Annotated in this window: 16 protein-coding genes; 4 read left to right on the top strand and 12 right to left on the bottom strand. The window is 72.1% G+C overall.

What is annotated here, in order from left to right; genetic code table 11:
• Positions 1-23 precede the first annotated feature (23 nt).
• Positions 24-248, bottom strand: a complete 225-nt coding sequence (locus ACTWQE_RS23810) for a DUF397 domain-containing protein (protein WP_443331071.1) — start codon at positions 246-248, stop codon at positions 24-26.
• Positions 232-1,059 carry a helix-turn-helix domain-containing protein gene (locus tag ACTWQE_RS23805; RefSeq protein ID WP_443331073.1) on the bottom strand — a complete coding sequence of 276 codons (828 nt, stop codon included), beginning with the start codon at positions 1,057-1,059 and terminating at the stop codon, positions 232-234. The genes ACTWQE_RS23810 and ACTWQE_RS23805 overlap by 17 nt, the downstream gene beginning before the upstream one ends.
• A gap of 143 nt (positions 1,060-1,202) precedes the next feature.
• On the opposite strand from ACTWQE_RS23805, the gene ACTWQE_RS23800 reads away from it, so the two are divergent.
• Genes ACTWQE_RS23800 through ACTWQE_RS23785 form a run of 4 tightly spaced genes read left to right on the top strand, consistent with a single transcriptional unit; the run spans position 1,203 to position 2,094 of the window.
• Entirely contained in the window at positions 1,203-1,466 is a 264-nt protein-coding gene (locus ACTWQE_RS23800) for a hypothetical protein (RefSeq protein WP_443331070.1), read from the top strand.
• Positions 1,463-1,657, top strand: coding sequence for a hypothetical protein (locus tag ACTWQE_RS23795; protein ID WP_443331069.1), 195 nt, complete (start codon positions 1,463-1,465; stop codon positions 1,655-1,657). Before ACTWQE_RS23800 ends, ACTWQE_RS23795 begins: the two co-directional genes overlap by 4 nt.
• A gap of 3 nt (positions 1,658-1,660) precedes the next feature.
• Positions 1,661-1,819, top strand: a complete 159-nt coding sequence (locus tag ACTWQE_RS23790; RefSeq protein WP_443331068.1) for a hypothetical protein — start codon at positions 1,661-1,663, stop codon at positions 1,817-1,819.
• Positions 1,816-2,094 (top strand): hypothetical protein, encoded by a 279-nt coding sequence (locus ACTWQE_RS23785; RefSeq protein WP_443331067.1) that lies wholly within the window; start codon positions 1,816-1,818, stop codon positions 2,092-2,094. The genes ACTWQE_RS23790 and ACTWQE_RS23785 overlap by 4 nt, the downstream gene beginning before the upstream one ends.
• Before the next feature lie 167 nt (positions 2,095-2,261).
• On the opposite strand, the gene ACTWQE_RS23780 is transcribed toward ACTWQE_RS23785, so the two are convergent.
• From ACTWQE_RS23780 to ACTWQE_RS23735, 10 genes are all read right to left on the bottom strand, one after another.
• Positions 2,262-3,503 carry an MBL fold metallo-hydrolase gene (locus tag ACTWQE_RS23780; protein ID WP_443331066.1) on the bottom strand — a complete coding sequence of 414 codons (1,242 nt, stop codon included), beginning with the start codon at positions 3,501-3,503 and terminating at the stop codon, positions 2,262-2,264.
• Between the two features lie 72 nt (positions 3,504-3,575).
• Positions 3,576-5,003 (bottom strand): PucR family transcriptional regulator, encoded by a 1,428-nt coding sequence (locus tag ACTWQE_RS23775; protein ID WP_443331065.1) that lies wholly within the window; start codon positions 5,001-5,003, stop codon positions 3,576-3,578.
• A gap of 91 nt (positions 5,004-5,094) precedes the next feature.
• Complete coding sequence (gene mhpA, locus ACTWQE_RS23770) at positions 5,095-6,699, bottom strand: bifunctional 3-(3-hydroxy-phenyl)propionate/3-hydroxycinnamic acid hydroxylase MhpA (RefSeq protein WP_443331064.1); 1,605 nt, start codon at positions 6,697-6,699, stop codon at positions 5,095-5,097.
• Positions 6,700-6,923: 224 nt separating this feature from the next.
• Positions 6,924-7,817, bottom strand: a complete 894-nt coding sequence (locus tag ACTWQE_RS23765) for an ABC transporter permease (protein ID WP_443331063.1) — start codon at positions 7,815-7,817, stop codon at positions 6,924-6,926.
• Positions 7,804-8,586, bottom strand: coding sequence for an ABC transporter ATP-binding protein (locus ACTWQE_RS23760; protein ID WP_443331062.1), 783 nt, complete (start codon positions 8,584-8,586; stop codon positions 7,804-7,806). Before ACTWQE_RS23760 ends, ACTWQE_RS23765 begins: the two co-directional genes overlap by 14 nt.
• 3 nt (positions 8,587-8,589) lie before the next feature.
• Complete coding sequence (locus ACTWQE_RS23755; RefSeq protein WP_443331072.1) at positions 8,590-9,969, bottom strand: sulfate adenylyltransferase subunit 1; 1,380 nt, start codon at positions 9,967-9,969, stop codon at positions 8,590-8,592.
• 128 nt (positions 9,970-10,097) lie between these two features.
• A complete protein-coding gene (cysD, locus tag ACTWQE_RS23750; protein ID WP_443331061.1) occupies positions 10,098-11,012 on the bottom strand; it encodes a sulfate adenylyltransferase subunit CysD in 915 nt (304 codons plus the stop codon).
• Complete coding sequence (gene cysC / locus ACTWQE_RS23745) at positions 11,009-11,563, bottom strand: adenylyl-sulfate kinase (protein ID WP_443331060.1); 555 nt, start codon at positions 11,561-11,563, stop codon at positions 11,009-11,011. The genes cysD and cysC overlap by 4 nt, the downstream gene beginning before the upstream one ends.
• A 10-nt stretch (positions 11,564-11,573) precedes the next feature.
• A complete protein-coding gene (locus ACTWQE_RS23740; RefSeq protein ID WP_443331059.1) occupies positions 11,574-12,698 on the bottom strand; it encodes a sulfotransferase family protein in 1,125 nt (374 codons plus the stop codon).
• A gap of 70 nt (positions 12,699-12,768) precedes the next feature.
• Positions 12,769-13,884: a type III polyketide synthase gene (locus ACTWQE_RS23735; protein ID WP_443331058.1), complete on the bottom strand. Its 1,116-nt coding sequence runs from the start codon at positions 13,882-13,884 to the stop codon at positions 12,769-12,771.
• Positions 13,885-13,900: the final 16 nt, after the last annotated feature.

Genomic DNA, 13,900 nt, shown 5'->3' with positions numbered 1-13,900 from the left:
CCGGGCCAGGGGATGCTGCACACTCAGTCGACGGGGAATTCCCCATGTTGCACGGCTGCTGTGAAGGAGGCCCAGGCGTCCGCCGAGAAGACGAGGGCCGGGCCGGTGGGGTTCTTGCTGTCCCGGACGGGGACGACACCAGCCGTGGCGGCTATGCCGGGCGCGAACTCCACGCACTGACCTTCGTTGCCACCGCTGTAGCTGGACTTGACCCACGTTGCGTGGGACAGGTCAGGGGTCCTGGTCATTCGCTAGCTCCTCCATCACCTTGCGAATCAGGGCGAGTGACGCCTCTGGAGAAAGCGCGTCGGCGCGCAGCCGATCGTAAGCCACACGGCTGTCCTCAACCATGGCCGGTGAGTCGATTACGTGCCCTGAGACAGGGGTCTCGACATAGAGAAGATCGGGTTCATCTGCGGACCTCAGCAGTGTGAACGCCATATGCCGGGCAGGCGCTCCTGATGCATACGGCAACACCTGGATGGTGACGTGCGGTGACTCCGCCTCCTGGATTACGTGCGCCAGTTGGGCACGCGTCACATTCGACCCGCCCACACTGCGTCTCAGGCAGGATTCGTCGAGGACACACCACAGAAGCGGGGGCGCGTCGCCCTCCATCACCTCCCGCCTCTTCAGCCGCCGCGCCACCCTTCCCTCGATCTGGTCCGCATCATCCCGTGGATGCACAGCGCGGAACACAGCCCGCGCGTAGTCGGCCGTCTGCAAGATGCCCATGATGAGCGTCGCTGAGTAGTCCAGGATGCTGGTCGCCTGCCGCTCCAACTGCACGTACGGCACGAACCAGTCCGGGTAGCCCTGCTGGCTGGCGCGTTCCCTGAGCCGGACGAACAGGCCCGGTGTCCCGAAGACCTGGTCACACGCGGCGGCGAACTCCGGGCTGGCCAGGCGTTCCCCCGCCTCCACCTTGGCCACATACTGCTGTCCGTAGTTGGCCTTCACGCCCAACTCGCGCTGGCTCAGCTCCGCCTGCGTACGCCAGGCCCGTACCTCGCCCCCGAGGAACGCCGCCCCGCTGGACGACTGCTGTCCGTCCTTCATCACACTCACCTGTGGATCCTCCCCTCACCCCAATCCGCTTGGCGTGCCCGAATCCCTGTTGCGCGCGGTCCCGTAGCGCAACGCTGGGGGTACACACGGTGATTAAAGCCCGCAAGGCGTATCCAGGTCAGAAAGATTCCCCGATGGTGATTCCCCCCGAACGCGTCAGCGAATCCGTGCCAGTCGCGGAGTCGGCCGACGAAGACCTCCGGCTTGTCGCCGCCCAGGTGGCGCACGAGATGCGGGAAGCGCTGCGGCGGCACGGCTGGGCATTGACGGCGGTCCGGCCCGAACTACCCGTGGGAGGCGCTCCGTACGTCCGTTTCTCCCAACCGCTCCACAAGGACGTCGCGCGGCGGATCATCGCGGGTCTTCAGCGGCTCCGGCTCGAAGAACCGGCCCCATGAGCGCCGATACGCCACCACCCCATGCCAGAAACCAGGAAGAACGGTTGAGGCCGGGCGATGGAGCCCTGCCCGCCCTCGAAGAGCTGTGGCGGCTCGCCGACGCGCTGGGCGCGGAAGTCCGCGCGCACCTCGGCCAGAGCGACCAGAGCGATGAATCCAGCCGCCCCCATCCCCACACCCCGGAAAGGTGACGCATGAACGACGTATGCCCCGAGTGTCGGCGCTACGAGATCCTTCGCGAACAGGCCCGGCGGACCGGGGACTTCAGCCGGGCCACGGACTACGAGGTCCTGCGCCGCCGCCACCCCACCCACACGGTGTACGTACCGCAGCAGCCCAGGGGACGCGGATGAACGCCCGGTACGGGGCGCCGCATCATTCGTCCTACCGGGGGCCCGGGCCGGGCCAGGAGGCGTACGACCCGGTCAGCGGGCGGGCCGGGGTGGTTCAGGCCGTCCTCAGCCCGGACGAACTTCTCTTCGAACACCACATGACCGGGAAACACATCGCGTTCCTCCGGCCCGCGGCGGGCGGCGTCGAGTGGACCGCCGATGCCGAAGCCCTCCGCTTCCCGGCGGAGAGGGAAGGAGACCCGCCGCATCGCCACCCGCCACCCCTCCTGCCCTGACTGCGCCGCCGCGCCGCCGCGTCCCGGAGCGCGTCGAGCAAGCCGCGCGGCGCGGGCCGGGTCAGCGCTCCGGGGTACGGACCTCGCACACGGCACGGCTGCCCCATGACAGCGGCTGCGCCGTTCCGGCAGATGGCGGCCGGTCCGCCGCCGTGTCCGCTGAACCCTCAGGACCTGCTCCAACGGCGTCCCCGTACCGGGATCGTCATCAGGTCCCGGCCCACGATCACGGTGCCGTCGAAGCCCTGGCTCGCCTTCCGGTGCCAGACCTCGTCCGGCACCAGATCCGTGCCTCCGGGCACCAGATGGCTGAGCACCAGCGTGCCCACGCCCGCCCGCTGGGCGAGCCGTCCCAGCTCGGTCACGTCGGCGTGCCCGGTTCTCATATGCCGCATCTGCTGCTCGGACAGCCCGGCAGCGCTGATGATCTGCAGATCGATGGCCTCGTGCACGAGCACATCGGCGCCTTGCGCGAGGGTCACCAGATTCGGCGTGCTGGTCGTGTCGCCGCTGAAGACCACCGAGCCGTAGGCCGTATCGAAGCGGAGGGCGAAGGAGGGGAACACCGGTGGGTGGTCCACGAGCGTCGCGGTCACCTCGGTCCGGTCGTCCGACATCACCGGGAAGGGTTCCATGCGCGGCGCCATCTCGCCCCGGGGGTGCGCGCGGCAGTCGGGCAGTCGGATCTCGTGCGGGCGCAGCAGTTCGCGGATATCCGGCCAGTGCTCGTTGAGCATGCGGATGTTGATGTCGTACGCGGTGGCCTCGATCTGCGCCCGGAGATAGTCGGAGAGCCCCGGTGTCGGGTTCTCGGGGCAGACGGTGGAGACCCTTCTCCACGGCGGGTGCGGGGCGGGCAGCGCGCCCGCGGGCCCCGGCCCGTAGATGTCCAGCGGCCCGGGCAGGGGCTGGTAGCCGCCGAAGCGCAGCCAGAGCAGCGAGTAGAGGTCCGCGAGGTGGTCGGAGTGCAGATGAGTGACGTACGCGGCTTCCAGGTCGGCCATTGTCAGACCCGCGCGGGCGTACTGCACGAAGGCTCCGTGTCCGAAGTCCACCATGTAGGCGCGGCCGTCGACGAGCAGCACGGACGAGATGCCGGTGCGGCCGGTCATGGGCACGGGGCCGCCGTTGGTACCGAGCAGGAGCAGCGTGGAGCCGGTGCGCGGGAGTTCGGGCGCGGGATCCGGTGCGGAACCCGGCTCGGAGTGGGGAGCCGCGCCGTTTCTGCCGTCGGCACGGGGGGAGCCGGTGGTCGGGGCAGTGGCTGGAACGGCGGTCGGTGCGGTGGCCGAGGCGTCCCCGGCCCCGCCCCCTGCGGACATCGCCCCGACCCCCGCGGACATCACCGCCCAGGAGAGTCCCGCTGCCGCACGGAGGAGGCTCCTTCGTGCCGGATCGCTGGTCGTCATCGTCCTCGGCTCCCGTCGTCGGCCGTCTCGCTGTCCTCGGTGTCCGCCGCGTGGTCGGTCCCGCAGTCCGCCTCAGCGTCCGTCCCAGCAGTCGGACCCGGTGTCCGTCTCGCGCTCCGACTCAGCGCGGCCGTCACCTGACATCCAGTCAACTTCTGGCTCTTGCCCACGGATGTGGGCGCGGCGCTCAGACCTTCCTCCTCCCTTGCGCTCCGGGCCCATGGCGGGTCCCAGTACGCGGGCGATCTCCAGCGCGAGGCGAACGTCCAGGCCGTCGGCGTCGAGCGGGCGGCCCAGCAACTCCTCGGCGCGCTTGATCCGGTAGGTCACGGTGTTGCGGGCGACATAGAGGCGTTCGGCAGCCGCCAGCGGGCTGCGCCCCTCGGCGAGGTAGACCCGCAGCGTCTCGCGCAGCTGCGCCACCCTGGTGTCATCGGCGGCGAGACCGCCCAGGGCCTCCGCGGCGAACCACCGGGCGTGCTCCGCGTCCGCGGTGATCAGTGCGGCGATGCCCACCGCCGCGTAGTCGTTCACCGGGCCGAGCCCCCCGAGCCGGCCGACCCGCTCGGCCTCACGCGCCCCTCGGTGGCTGCGCCGGAAGCCCTGGGGGCCGAAGCCGCGCGGTCCCAGGGCGACCCGGTAGCCGTCGGGCACGGCCACACGGTTCCGTGCCTCGGCGACTCTGCCGGGCGGCGGCGGTGCGCTGAAGGACGTCCAGACCCACAGCCGCCACGCGCCGTCGGGCACGGTCAGCAGGCCCTGGCCGCCCAGCGCGCGGGCGAACTCCCCGGCGAAGGCCCGCACCTCCTCGTCCGGCGAAGCGGGCGGACGCAGTGTGACGATGAAGGAGATGTGGTGCCTGCCCAGGTCGTAGCCGAGCCTGCGGATCGCGGTCTCACGCTCCACCGCACGCCCCGCGAGGGCCTCTTCGACGAGGTGCCGCCGGGCCGCCTCCGTGCTGCGCTGCCAGCGGTCGCGCTCGGCGATGTACTCCTCGGCGAGACGGCTGGCCTGGATGTCGGCATAGCCGAAGAGGAGCTCGCTGACCCGGTGGGCCTCCGGGATGCGGACCGACTCCGGCTCCGCGTCCAGGGCCTCCATCAGACGGCCGTGCAGATGGGCGTGGCCGATCCGCACCCCGCGCAGGACCCGGTCGAGGGGGATGCCACGGCGGGCGAGCACGGCGTTGCCCGCGATGGCCTCGGGAGCGATGTGCGCCGGGGTCGCCTGCCCGTCGGACAGCAGCCCCGTGAGCGCGAGCAGCACCGTGGCCTCGACCGAGCGGCGCAACGACTGGAACTCGGCCTCTCCCCGGCCGTGTTCGGGCACCCGCCGGACGATCTCCTCGGTCATGGTGAGGGCGGTCTCCAGGCCCCAGCCCAGCGTGGTGCCGCCCAGGCACAGGCCCGCGCCGTTCAGCGTCTCCTGCGGGCAGGCGGGTTCGGGCACCTCGCCTCCGGGCTTCAGCCGCAGCAGCCAGCCACGCTCCGTGGTGTCCATGGCCTCAGTACAGCGCCTCCCCTCCATGCCCGGCACCCCCCCCCGCCCGCGCCCCCGCGTCGTATACGGCTCCGCCGGGCGGGGCAGGTCCTCACGTACGCCCGGGCCGCGGCCACACCTGCTGCCCCACGTCGTCCAGCAGAGCGCTCACCCCCTGGGCCCGGGCGGCACCGAAGACGACGCAGTCGGGCCGTACCAGCACGGCGTCGGAGCCCGAGCCGCGCAGCAGGTCCGTGTAGGTTCCGTCGGCGTCCACGACTCCCGCCGGCCCGGGCCCCGGCTCCTGGCCCGGACGGGCGAGATGGACGGTGCGCAGACCGATGTGACGGGCCAGCGCGCGCCGTTGGCCGTCCAGCTGCGGCTCCTGGGCGGTCAACGAGAGCAGGGTGAATCCGGCGCCGGGGGCCACGATGTCGTCGAGGAGGCCGGTGCGGCCTGCCCGGGTGACCCGGCCCTGCGGGCAGACCGTACCGGCGAGCCGGACCGGCGAGCCGTCGCCGCCGCGGTGCAGGAGCCCCGTGGTGAGGGGGATTTCGGGCGGCTCGGTGATCACGGTGCCGCCGCTGCCGGCGTTCATCGCACGGTCCCGCTCGGCCGCCTCCCCGGGGTCGGTGACGCAAATCAGCCTGCCCAGGTCGACGGAGAGCCCGACGACCGCGCGTACGTGCTCGCGGCGCTCGTGTGCGTAGCTGTCGAGGAGCCGTACGGGCGCGGCGGCACCGAGGACGAGGTCGAGCTTCCATGCGAGATTCGCCGCGTCCCGCAGCCCCGAGCACAGCCCCTGCCCGGCGAACGGCGGCATCACATGCGCGGCGTCCCCGGCCAGCAGCACCCGGCCGCGCCGCCAGCGCTCGGCGCAGGCGGCCCGGAAGGTGTAGACGGCGTGCCGCTCCATCGCCGCGTTCGCGGGGGTGAGGCCCCAGGGCTCGATCAGCCGCCAGGCGGCCTCCGGCCGGTTCAGCTCCGCGAGCGTCTCCCCCGGGAGGCGCATGAACTCGAACCTGCGGCGGCCGGGGCCGCCCGAGACCGCCGTTGTGGGCCGCACCGGGTCGCAGAGCTGCAGATTCGCGGGGGACCAGGCGCGTGCCTCGTGCGGTACGACGTCCACGACGAGCCAGTCGTGGCAGAAGTCCGTTCCGCCGAATCCGCGTTCGGGCCCCATGGCGCGGCGTACGAGGCTGTGCGCGCCGTCGCAGCCGACCACATACGCGGCGCGGAGGACGCCCGTACGGCCGTCGTCCCGCTCGTAGGCGAGCTCCGCCCACCCCTCGCGCTCGGTCACCGCGGTCCCCGTGCAGCCTGTCCGGATCTCCAGCCCCGGAATACGGGCGATCCGTTCGGCCAGCAGCCGCTCCAGCCGCGGCTGGGTGAACATGCTGGTCCGTGGCCAGCCCGCGGGGCCGGGACCGTCCCATGCGTAGCGCAGCAGGGTCTGCCCCGCGGCATTGCGCCACTCGTAGTCGGCCGCGGGCTCGGTGATCTCCCGCAGCTCCGCTCCGAGTCCGGCGCGCGCCAGCAGCCGGGACACCTCGTCGTCCAGCGCCACGGCGCGCGGAAGCCCGAACGGCCGGGTCCGCTGCTCCACCACCACAACCCGGCGGCCCCGCAGACCCAGCAGCAGCGCGAGGGCCTGGCCGACAGGTCCGGCACCGACGACGGCCACGTCGCACACCGTCTCCTCGCCGACCTCCGCCATGCTCCGCCCCTCCCCTTGTCGCCGGCGCGGCGTCGGGATCGCGCGTTCGCGTCACACCGCCTCCATTGAGGGTCCGCGGTAGGTGTCGGGGGTACTTGGGCCACGCGCCCAAGAGGCGGCGGGAGTCTTGGGCTCGCCGCCCCCGGGCGCTCGGAGGTCGGTGCCGCGTCAGCCTCCGGCATGCAGGTCATCCCGCTACCGGGCAGCCCTTGGCTGACGCGGCACTAACGGACAGGACCCGCTTTCCCGCCCGGGGAGGCCCCGCGCGAGAGGGCGAGCCCGCGGCTGTGCAGGACCCGCCGTTCCATGGGGGCCAGGAGCAGTGACTCGACGAGGACGCCCGTGGTGAGAATGAGCAGCACAGCGGCGAGGACGAGGCTCATCTCACCGCGCTCGTTGCCATCGGCGAGCATCCGGCCGACGCCGGGCAGCGGGGTGGCGGTGATGAGTTCGGCGGTCATCAGGGCGCGCCAGCCGAACGTCCAGCCCTGACGCAGCGCCGTGACGAGGCCGGGCAGGGCGGCGGGGACGAGGATGTGCCAGGCGCCGCGGAGTCCCGCGGCCCCCATGGACGTCCCCGCGCGCAGCAGCAGGGGCGGCACCTGGTCGACGGCCGCCATGACGCCGACACAGATCGAGGGGATGGCGCCGAGGAGGACAACGGTGTACACCGTCCTCTCCGAGTGCCCCAGCGCGATCACGGCAACCGGCACCAGCGCCGCGGCGGGCAGCGACTGCACCGAGGACAGCACGGGGCCGAGCACGGTGCGCAGCGGCGCCAGGCGGGTGAGGAGGAGCCCGAGCGATACGCCGACAACGGCCGAGACCGCGAAGCCCAGGAGGCAGCGCAGCAGGCTCTGGCCGAGCGCGGGGGCGAGGCCCCCCTCGGTCCATGCCGTGGCGATACGGTCCCAGACGGCCGCGGGGCCGGGCAGCCTCCGCGACCAGTGCAGCGTGTGGGCGAGTTGCCACAGGGCGAGGACGAGCCCCGCGGCGGTCAGCGGCGGGACGGCCCTGGCCAGCACGGAGCGGACGGTGGTCCTGGCGGCGCCCTGGGCCGGGCCCGACGCCTGGGCTTCCAGGGCGTCGAGACCGGAGGCCATGTCAGTGACGGGCATGGCGGACGAGCTCCTCGTGGAGGTGGGCGGTGATCTCCCGGGTGAGGGCGGTGACATCGGCGTCCTCGATCCGGCGCGGATACGGGATGTCGATGTGCCACGTGCGGGCGATACGGCCGGGCCGGGAGGCGAGCAGTACGACGCGCTGCCCCAGGCGTACCGCTTCGCGCACGTTGTGCGTGACGAACAGGACGGTCAGCGCACGTTCCTGCCACACGCGGGCGATCTCCTCGTGCAGCAGATCGCGTGTGATGGCGTCGAGCGCGGCGAACGGCTCGTCCATCAGCAGCACTTTTGCGCCCTGCGCGAGGGCGCGGGCGAGCGCCACGCGCTGCCGCATTCCCCCCGAGAGTTGGTGGACCCGCTTGCCGTAGGCGTCGGGGAGGCGGACCAGCCGCAGCAGCTCCAGGGCTTGCTCGTGGCGTTCTGCCCGGGGCACTCCGGCGAGGCGCAGCGGCAGTTCGACGTTGCGTCCCGCGCTGAGCCAGGGGAAGAGAGCGTGGTCCTGGAACATCAGCGCGGGCCGGGCGCCCGGCACGTGCACCTGGCCGGTCGTGGGGTGGTCCAGTCCGGCGACCAGGTTGAGCAGGGTGGACTTGCCGCTGCCGGACGCGCCCACGAGGCAGACGAACTCACCGGGGTCGACGGAGAACTGGACCTCGTCGAGCACGAGCTGAGGACCGTAGGCCTTGGTCAGGCGGTCCAGGTGCACGGCCTTCGCCCCGGCCTCGTGCAACGACGGGCGTAACCGAACGAGCGCGCGCGGCATGCGTCACTCCTCCGCTGCCGGGAACGCCATGCCGGCGGTCAGGGTGGTTCCGTCGTCCGGGTCGATGAGCAGGAAGGAACCGGTCCGGCGCGAGCGGGCGTACGGGTCGACGGGCAGGGGCTGGGCGGTGTGGACGGTGATCCGGCCGATGTCGTTGGCCTCCAGACGGCCGGGGCCGGGGAGTTGGGAGAGGTCGTCGAGGGTGAGTCGGGAGGAGATGTCCGTGACGACGGCCCTGACGGTGCGGGTGGCGTGTTTGAGCAGCACGCGGGCGCCGGGGGTCAGGGGCCGGTCGGCCAGGTGGCACACGGTGGCGGTCAGGTCCTGTGTGGTGGCCGGCGCGCTCTCCGCCGGGGCGATGAGATCCCCTCGGGAGACGTCGATGTCGTCGCTCAGCCGTAGCGTCACCGACTGCGGCGCCCATGCGGCCTCCACCGAGTCTCCCAGCGCGTCGATCGCCTCGATGGTGCTGACGCGGCCCGAGGGCAGGACGGTGACGGGCTGGCCGACGCGCAGAACGCCGGAGGCGACCTGGCCCGCGTAGCCGCGGTGGTCGGAGGTCTCGGCGGCCGCCGGGGAAAGGGCCGCGCCGGGCCGGGCCCCGTGCGGGAGGGAGCGGGTGGCGGGCGGGCGGATGACGTACTGGACCGGGAAACGGGCCGGGTCGGTGGTGGGGTCGTGGAGGACCGGGACGGTCTCCAGGTGCTCCAGCACGGTGGGTCCGCCGTACCAGTCCATGTGCGGCGACCGGATCACCACGTTGTCGCCCTCCAGAGCGGAGACCGGGATGGTGGTGATCCCGGGGATCCCGAGGGAGGAGGCGTAGGCCGTGAACTCCCCGGCGATGGCGTCGAAGACGGCCTGGCCATAACCGACCAGGTCCATCTTGTTGACCGCCAGCACCACGTGCGGTACCCGCAGCAGCGCCGCGACGGCGGCGTGCCGACGGGTCTGCTCGACCATGCCGTTGCGGGCGTCGACCAGGACGACGGCCAGCTCGGCGGTGGAGGCGCCGGTGACCATGTTGCGGGTGTACTGCACATGGCCCGGGGTGTCGGCGAGGATGAAGCGGCGCCGCGGGGTCGCGAAGTAGCGGTAGGCGACGTCAATGGTGATGCCCTGCTCCCGCTCGGCCCGCAGCCCGTCGGTCAGCAGGGCCAGGTCCGGGCCCTCCTGTCCGCGGCTGCGGGAGGCGTGCTCGACGGCCTCCAGCTGGTCGGCCAGCACCGACTTGGAGTCATGCAGCAGCCGCCCCACCAGCGTCGACTTGCCGTCGTCGACGGATCCGGCCGTGGCGAGGCGCAGCAGCGACGTCGCCGGGAGGACCTGGCCGGTGGCGGTGTCGCCACCTGTTGTAGTCGAAGATGTGGCGGTCGACGGCATGGCGGTCGAAGGCATGGCCCTTTGCTGTCCCTTCCGTGTGCGTTCCGCCAGGAGGGCCCCGGCCTCGTCGACGATGGCGCGCATCAGCGAGCCGAAGTCGGCCTGTTGGATGCCCGAGGGAGTGCTCATCAGAAGTACCCCTCGCGCTTGCGGTCTTCCATGGCGGCTTCGGAGAGCTTGTCGTCGGCCCGGGTGGCGCCGCGTTCGGTCAGCCGGGACGCGGCGATCTCGGCGATGACCTTCTCGATGGTGACCGCGTCCGAGTCCACCGCGCCGGTACAGGACATGTCGCCCACGGTGCGGTAGCGCACCAGACGGGTCTCCACCGCTTCGCCGTCCTTCGGGCCGCCCCACGCGCCGGGGGCCAGCCACATGCCGTCCCGCGCGAAGACCTCGCGCTCATGGGCGAAGTAGATGGCCGGGAGTTCGATCTTCTCCCGCCCGATGTACTGCCACACGTCCAGCTCGGTCCAGTTCGAGAGCGGGAAGACCCGTACGTGCTCGCCCGGCGCGTGGCGGCCGTTGTACAGCTGCCACAGCTCCGGACGCTGGCGCCGGGGGTCCCAGCCGCCGAACTCGTCCCGCAGGGAGAAGACCCGCTCCTTGGCGCGGGCCTTCTCCTCGTCCCGCCGGCCGCCGCCGAGGACCGCGTCGAAACGGTGGTCCCCGATGGCCTCCAGCAGCGGCAGGGTCTGCAGCGGGTTGCGGGTCCCGTCCGGGCGCTCCCGGAGCCGTCCGCTGTCGATGAAGTCCTGCACGGAGGCCACATGCAGCCGCAGCCCGTGCTCGGCCACCACCCGGTCCCGGTAGTCCAGCACCTCGGGGAAGTTGTGCCCGGTGTCCACGTGCAGCAGGGCGAACGGGACCGGCGCCGGGGCGAAGGCCTTGAGCGCCAGGTGCAGCATGACGATGGAGTCCTTGCCACCGGAGAAGAGGATCACCGGACGCTCGAACTCCCCGGCGACCTCACGGAAGATGTGCACCGCCTCCGACTCCAGCGTGTCCAGGTGCGACACCTGGTGCGTCGCGGTCAGCGTCCTCATATGACCCTCCTCTCTCCGAGCAGGCCGAGGACCTGCTCCGCGGAGTCCCGCGGGGTCGTTGCCCGGGTTTCCAGCCGGAGATCCGGTGCCTCCGGCGTCTCGTACGGGTCGTCGACGCCGGTCAGGCCCGAGAGCCGGCCGGCCGCTTGGCGCGCGTAGAGCCCCTTGACGTCGCGCTCGCTGCACACGTCCAGCGGCGTGGCCACATGAATTTCGAGGTAGGCCGTGCCGTTGGCCTCGTGGTGCTTGCGCACGGCCTCCCGGCTGTCCGCGTAGGGGGCGATCACGGGCACCAGCACCGTCACCCCGTGCGAGGCGAGCAGCTCGGCCACGAACCCGATGCGCCGTACATGGGTGTCCCGGTCCTCGCGCGTGAAGCCGAGCCCGGCGGAGAGGGAGGCGCGCACCTCGTCCCCGTCGAGCACCTCCACGCGCCGGCCGATGTCCCGCAGCGACGCCGCCACTTCCTGGGCGACCGTGCTCTTGCCCGCGCTGGGCAGCCCGGTCAGCCAGACGGTGGCGCCGCGTTCGCTCTGTTGCAGCCCGGTCATCCGGCGCTCCTCAGCCGGCCGTTGACGTGTGGAGGGCGGACGCGTGCCGGGCGCGGGGGGCGAAGCCGTGACGGGCCAGGGTCTCGAAGCCCCTGCGGCAGGCGTCGTCCAGCTCCTCGCGCTCGCCGTCCGGCAGGTCGCTCCAGGACACGGTGGGGGTTCCGATCCTGGCGACGCTGCGCTCCACCCAGGCGGGGTCGGCGTACTGGGGCCCGATGAAGTCGATCAGCTGCCCGACGCACTCGGCGGGCTCGGCGAGCAGATCCTCGTACCACAGGTGCAGGATCCGGTCCTCCGGAACGGAGGAGAGCGCCTGCATGCCGCGCTCCATCTCGTCCGCCCAGTAAGCGCCGAAGAGGGAGGCGGGGATGTCGTACCTGCGGAAGGCGGCGGGGTCGAAGCGGTCGGGGAGGAGGCTGTGCAGCTCCTCCGGGAGGAAGTCCAGGTCGAGGCGGGACAGGTCCTCGGCGGCGTAGGGGTCCTCGCCGAGGGTGAAGCCCATGGCCATGACGACGGCGGCCATCCGGAAGCCGTGGTGACGGCTCATCGACAGGGCGCAGTCCCGGCCGTCGCGCAGGACGTGCACGAACTTGGCGTCGGGGAACATCTCCTGGTACCGCGTCGCCAGGATGAGCGAACCGCCGCTGCGCTCGGCCCAGATCCGCTTGTCCAGACGTGCGCAGAGCCAGCCGAACAGCCGGGTGTAGTGGTCGGCGGCGGACGCGTCGGGGAACCCGGCGACCGCCTCGGTGATCTCGTCGAAGAGCGCGTCGGGGTCGTCGCTGAGGTGCGGCAGGGTGGTCATGAGAATGGCGGGCACGCCGGTCGCGGGGCCGAAGCGGGCCTCGCCCGTGAGCGGGTAGAGGGTCTCCTTCGGCGCCACCCGGTGCTCGATGAGGAGGTTGTTGACCCGGTGGCGGGCGGCGAGGATCTCCTGGAACTCCGCGGCGGTCAGCTTCCCTTCGGGGAACGCGGCGGAGGGCAGCCGATAAGTGTCGGTGAGGTGCAGGAACAGCTCCGACAGGCTCAGTACGGCCGGGTGGTCGCGCAGCAGGTCCGAGACGAGCGTGGAGCCGCAGCGGCCTGTGCCGGTGACGAAGACGGGCTCGGGTCTGGGGCGGGGGGTGGCGGTCATGTGGGGTGGGTCCTTCCGTGACGTGGGTGGGCTCTTCGTGCTCGTCGTGCTCTTCGTGCCGGGTGTCCGGTCAGGAGCGGTGGAGCAGCGCCGCGTAGAGGGTCAGGCCGGGACCGAACGCCATGGCGACGACGGGGCCCTCGGTCTTCGGGAGCCGCTCCAGGACCAGCAGCACGGTCGGGGACGAGCAGTTGCCGCACTCGTCGAGCACGTCGTACGACGACTGCAGCGCCTCGTCGGAGAGCTCCAGCTGCTCCCCGACCACCTCGAGGATGCGGCGGCCTCCGGGGTGCACGGCCCAGCCCTGGACATCGGCGGGGGTGTAGCCATGAGGCGCGAGCAGCCTGTCGCGCACGACGTCGCCGACGTGCTCGGCGAGCACGGCGGGCACCTTGGCCGACAGGCCCATGCGGAAACCGAGGTCGGTGATCTCCCAGGTCATCAGAGCGGCCGAGCTGTGGTCGGTGACGGCGACCAGGTCGAGGACCTCCAGGCCCCCGCTCGCCGCGCCGCCGCCGGAGGACCGGCCGTCGTCCGGCTCGATGACGACCGCGGCGGCGGCGTCGGCGAACAGCGCGTGGGCCACGATCTGTTCCATGTCCCTGGTGGCCGGCTGGACGTGGAGCGAGGTGAGTTCACAGCACAACAGCACGGCCGGGCGTCCGCGCGCGGCCACGAAGTCGGACACGGCGCCGAGGGCCGGCACGGCCGCGTAGCAGCCCATGTGCCCGATGAACAGGCGCTGCACGGTGCTGCTCATGCCCAGCTCGTCGGCGAGCCGCAGGTCGAGCCCCGGCGTGGTGTAGCCCGTACAGGACGCGACGGCCAGCATGCCGACGTCGGCGGGCTTCAGGCCCGCCGCGTCGAGCGCTCCCGTGACGGCCTGTCGGCCGAGCGGGAGCGCCTCGGTGATGTACCGGGCCATCCGCTGCCCCGTGCTCCAGGAAGGGACGTCGCGTTCGGAGCGCGGATCGACGGCGGTGTGGCGGGTGGTGATTCCCGAGCTCTCGAAGATGCGGTGGGCCAACGGCGCGCCGTCGTAGTGCTCTTCGAAGAACTCCTTCCAGATCTCGTCCTGGCGTATGCCGATGCCGGGCAGGGCGTGCGCGGAACCCGTGAGCACGGGTCTGGCCGCGGCGCGCAGACCCACGGGGCGAATCGGCGTGGTTATTCCTTCGGTGCGCATCACGGACTTCCTTTCG

Source organism: Streptomyces sp. 8N706 (assembly GCF_052245415.1).
GTDB lineage: Bacteria > Actinomycetota > Actinomycetes > Streptomycetales > Streptomycetaceae > Streptomyces.
This window is presented reverse-complemented; position numbering and strand designations above follow the sequence as displayed.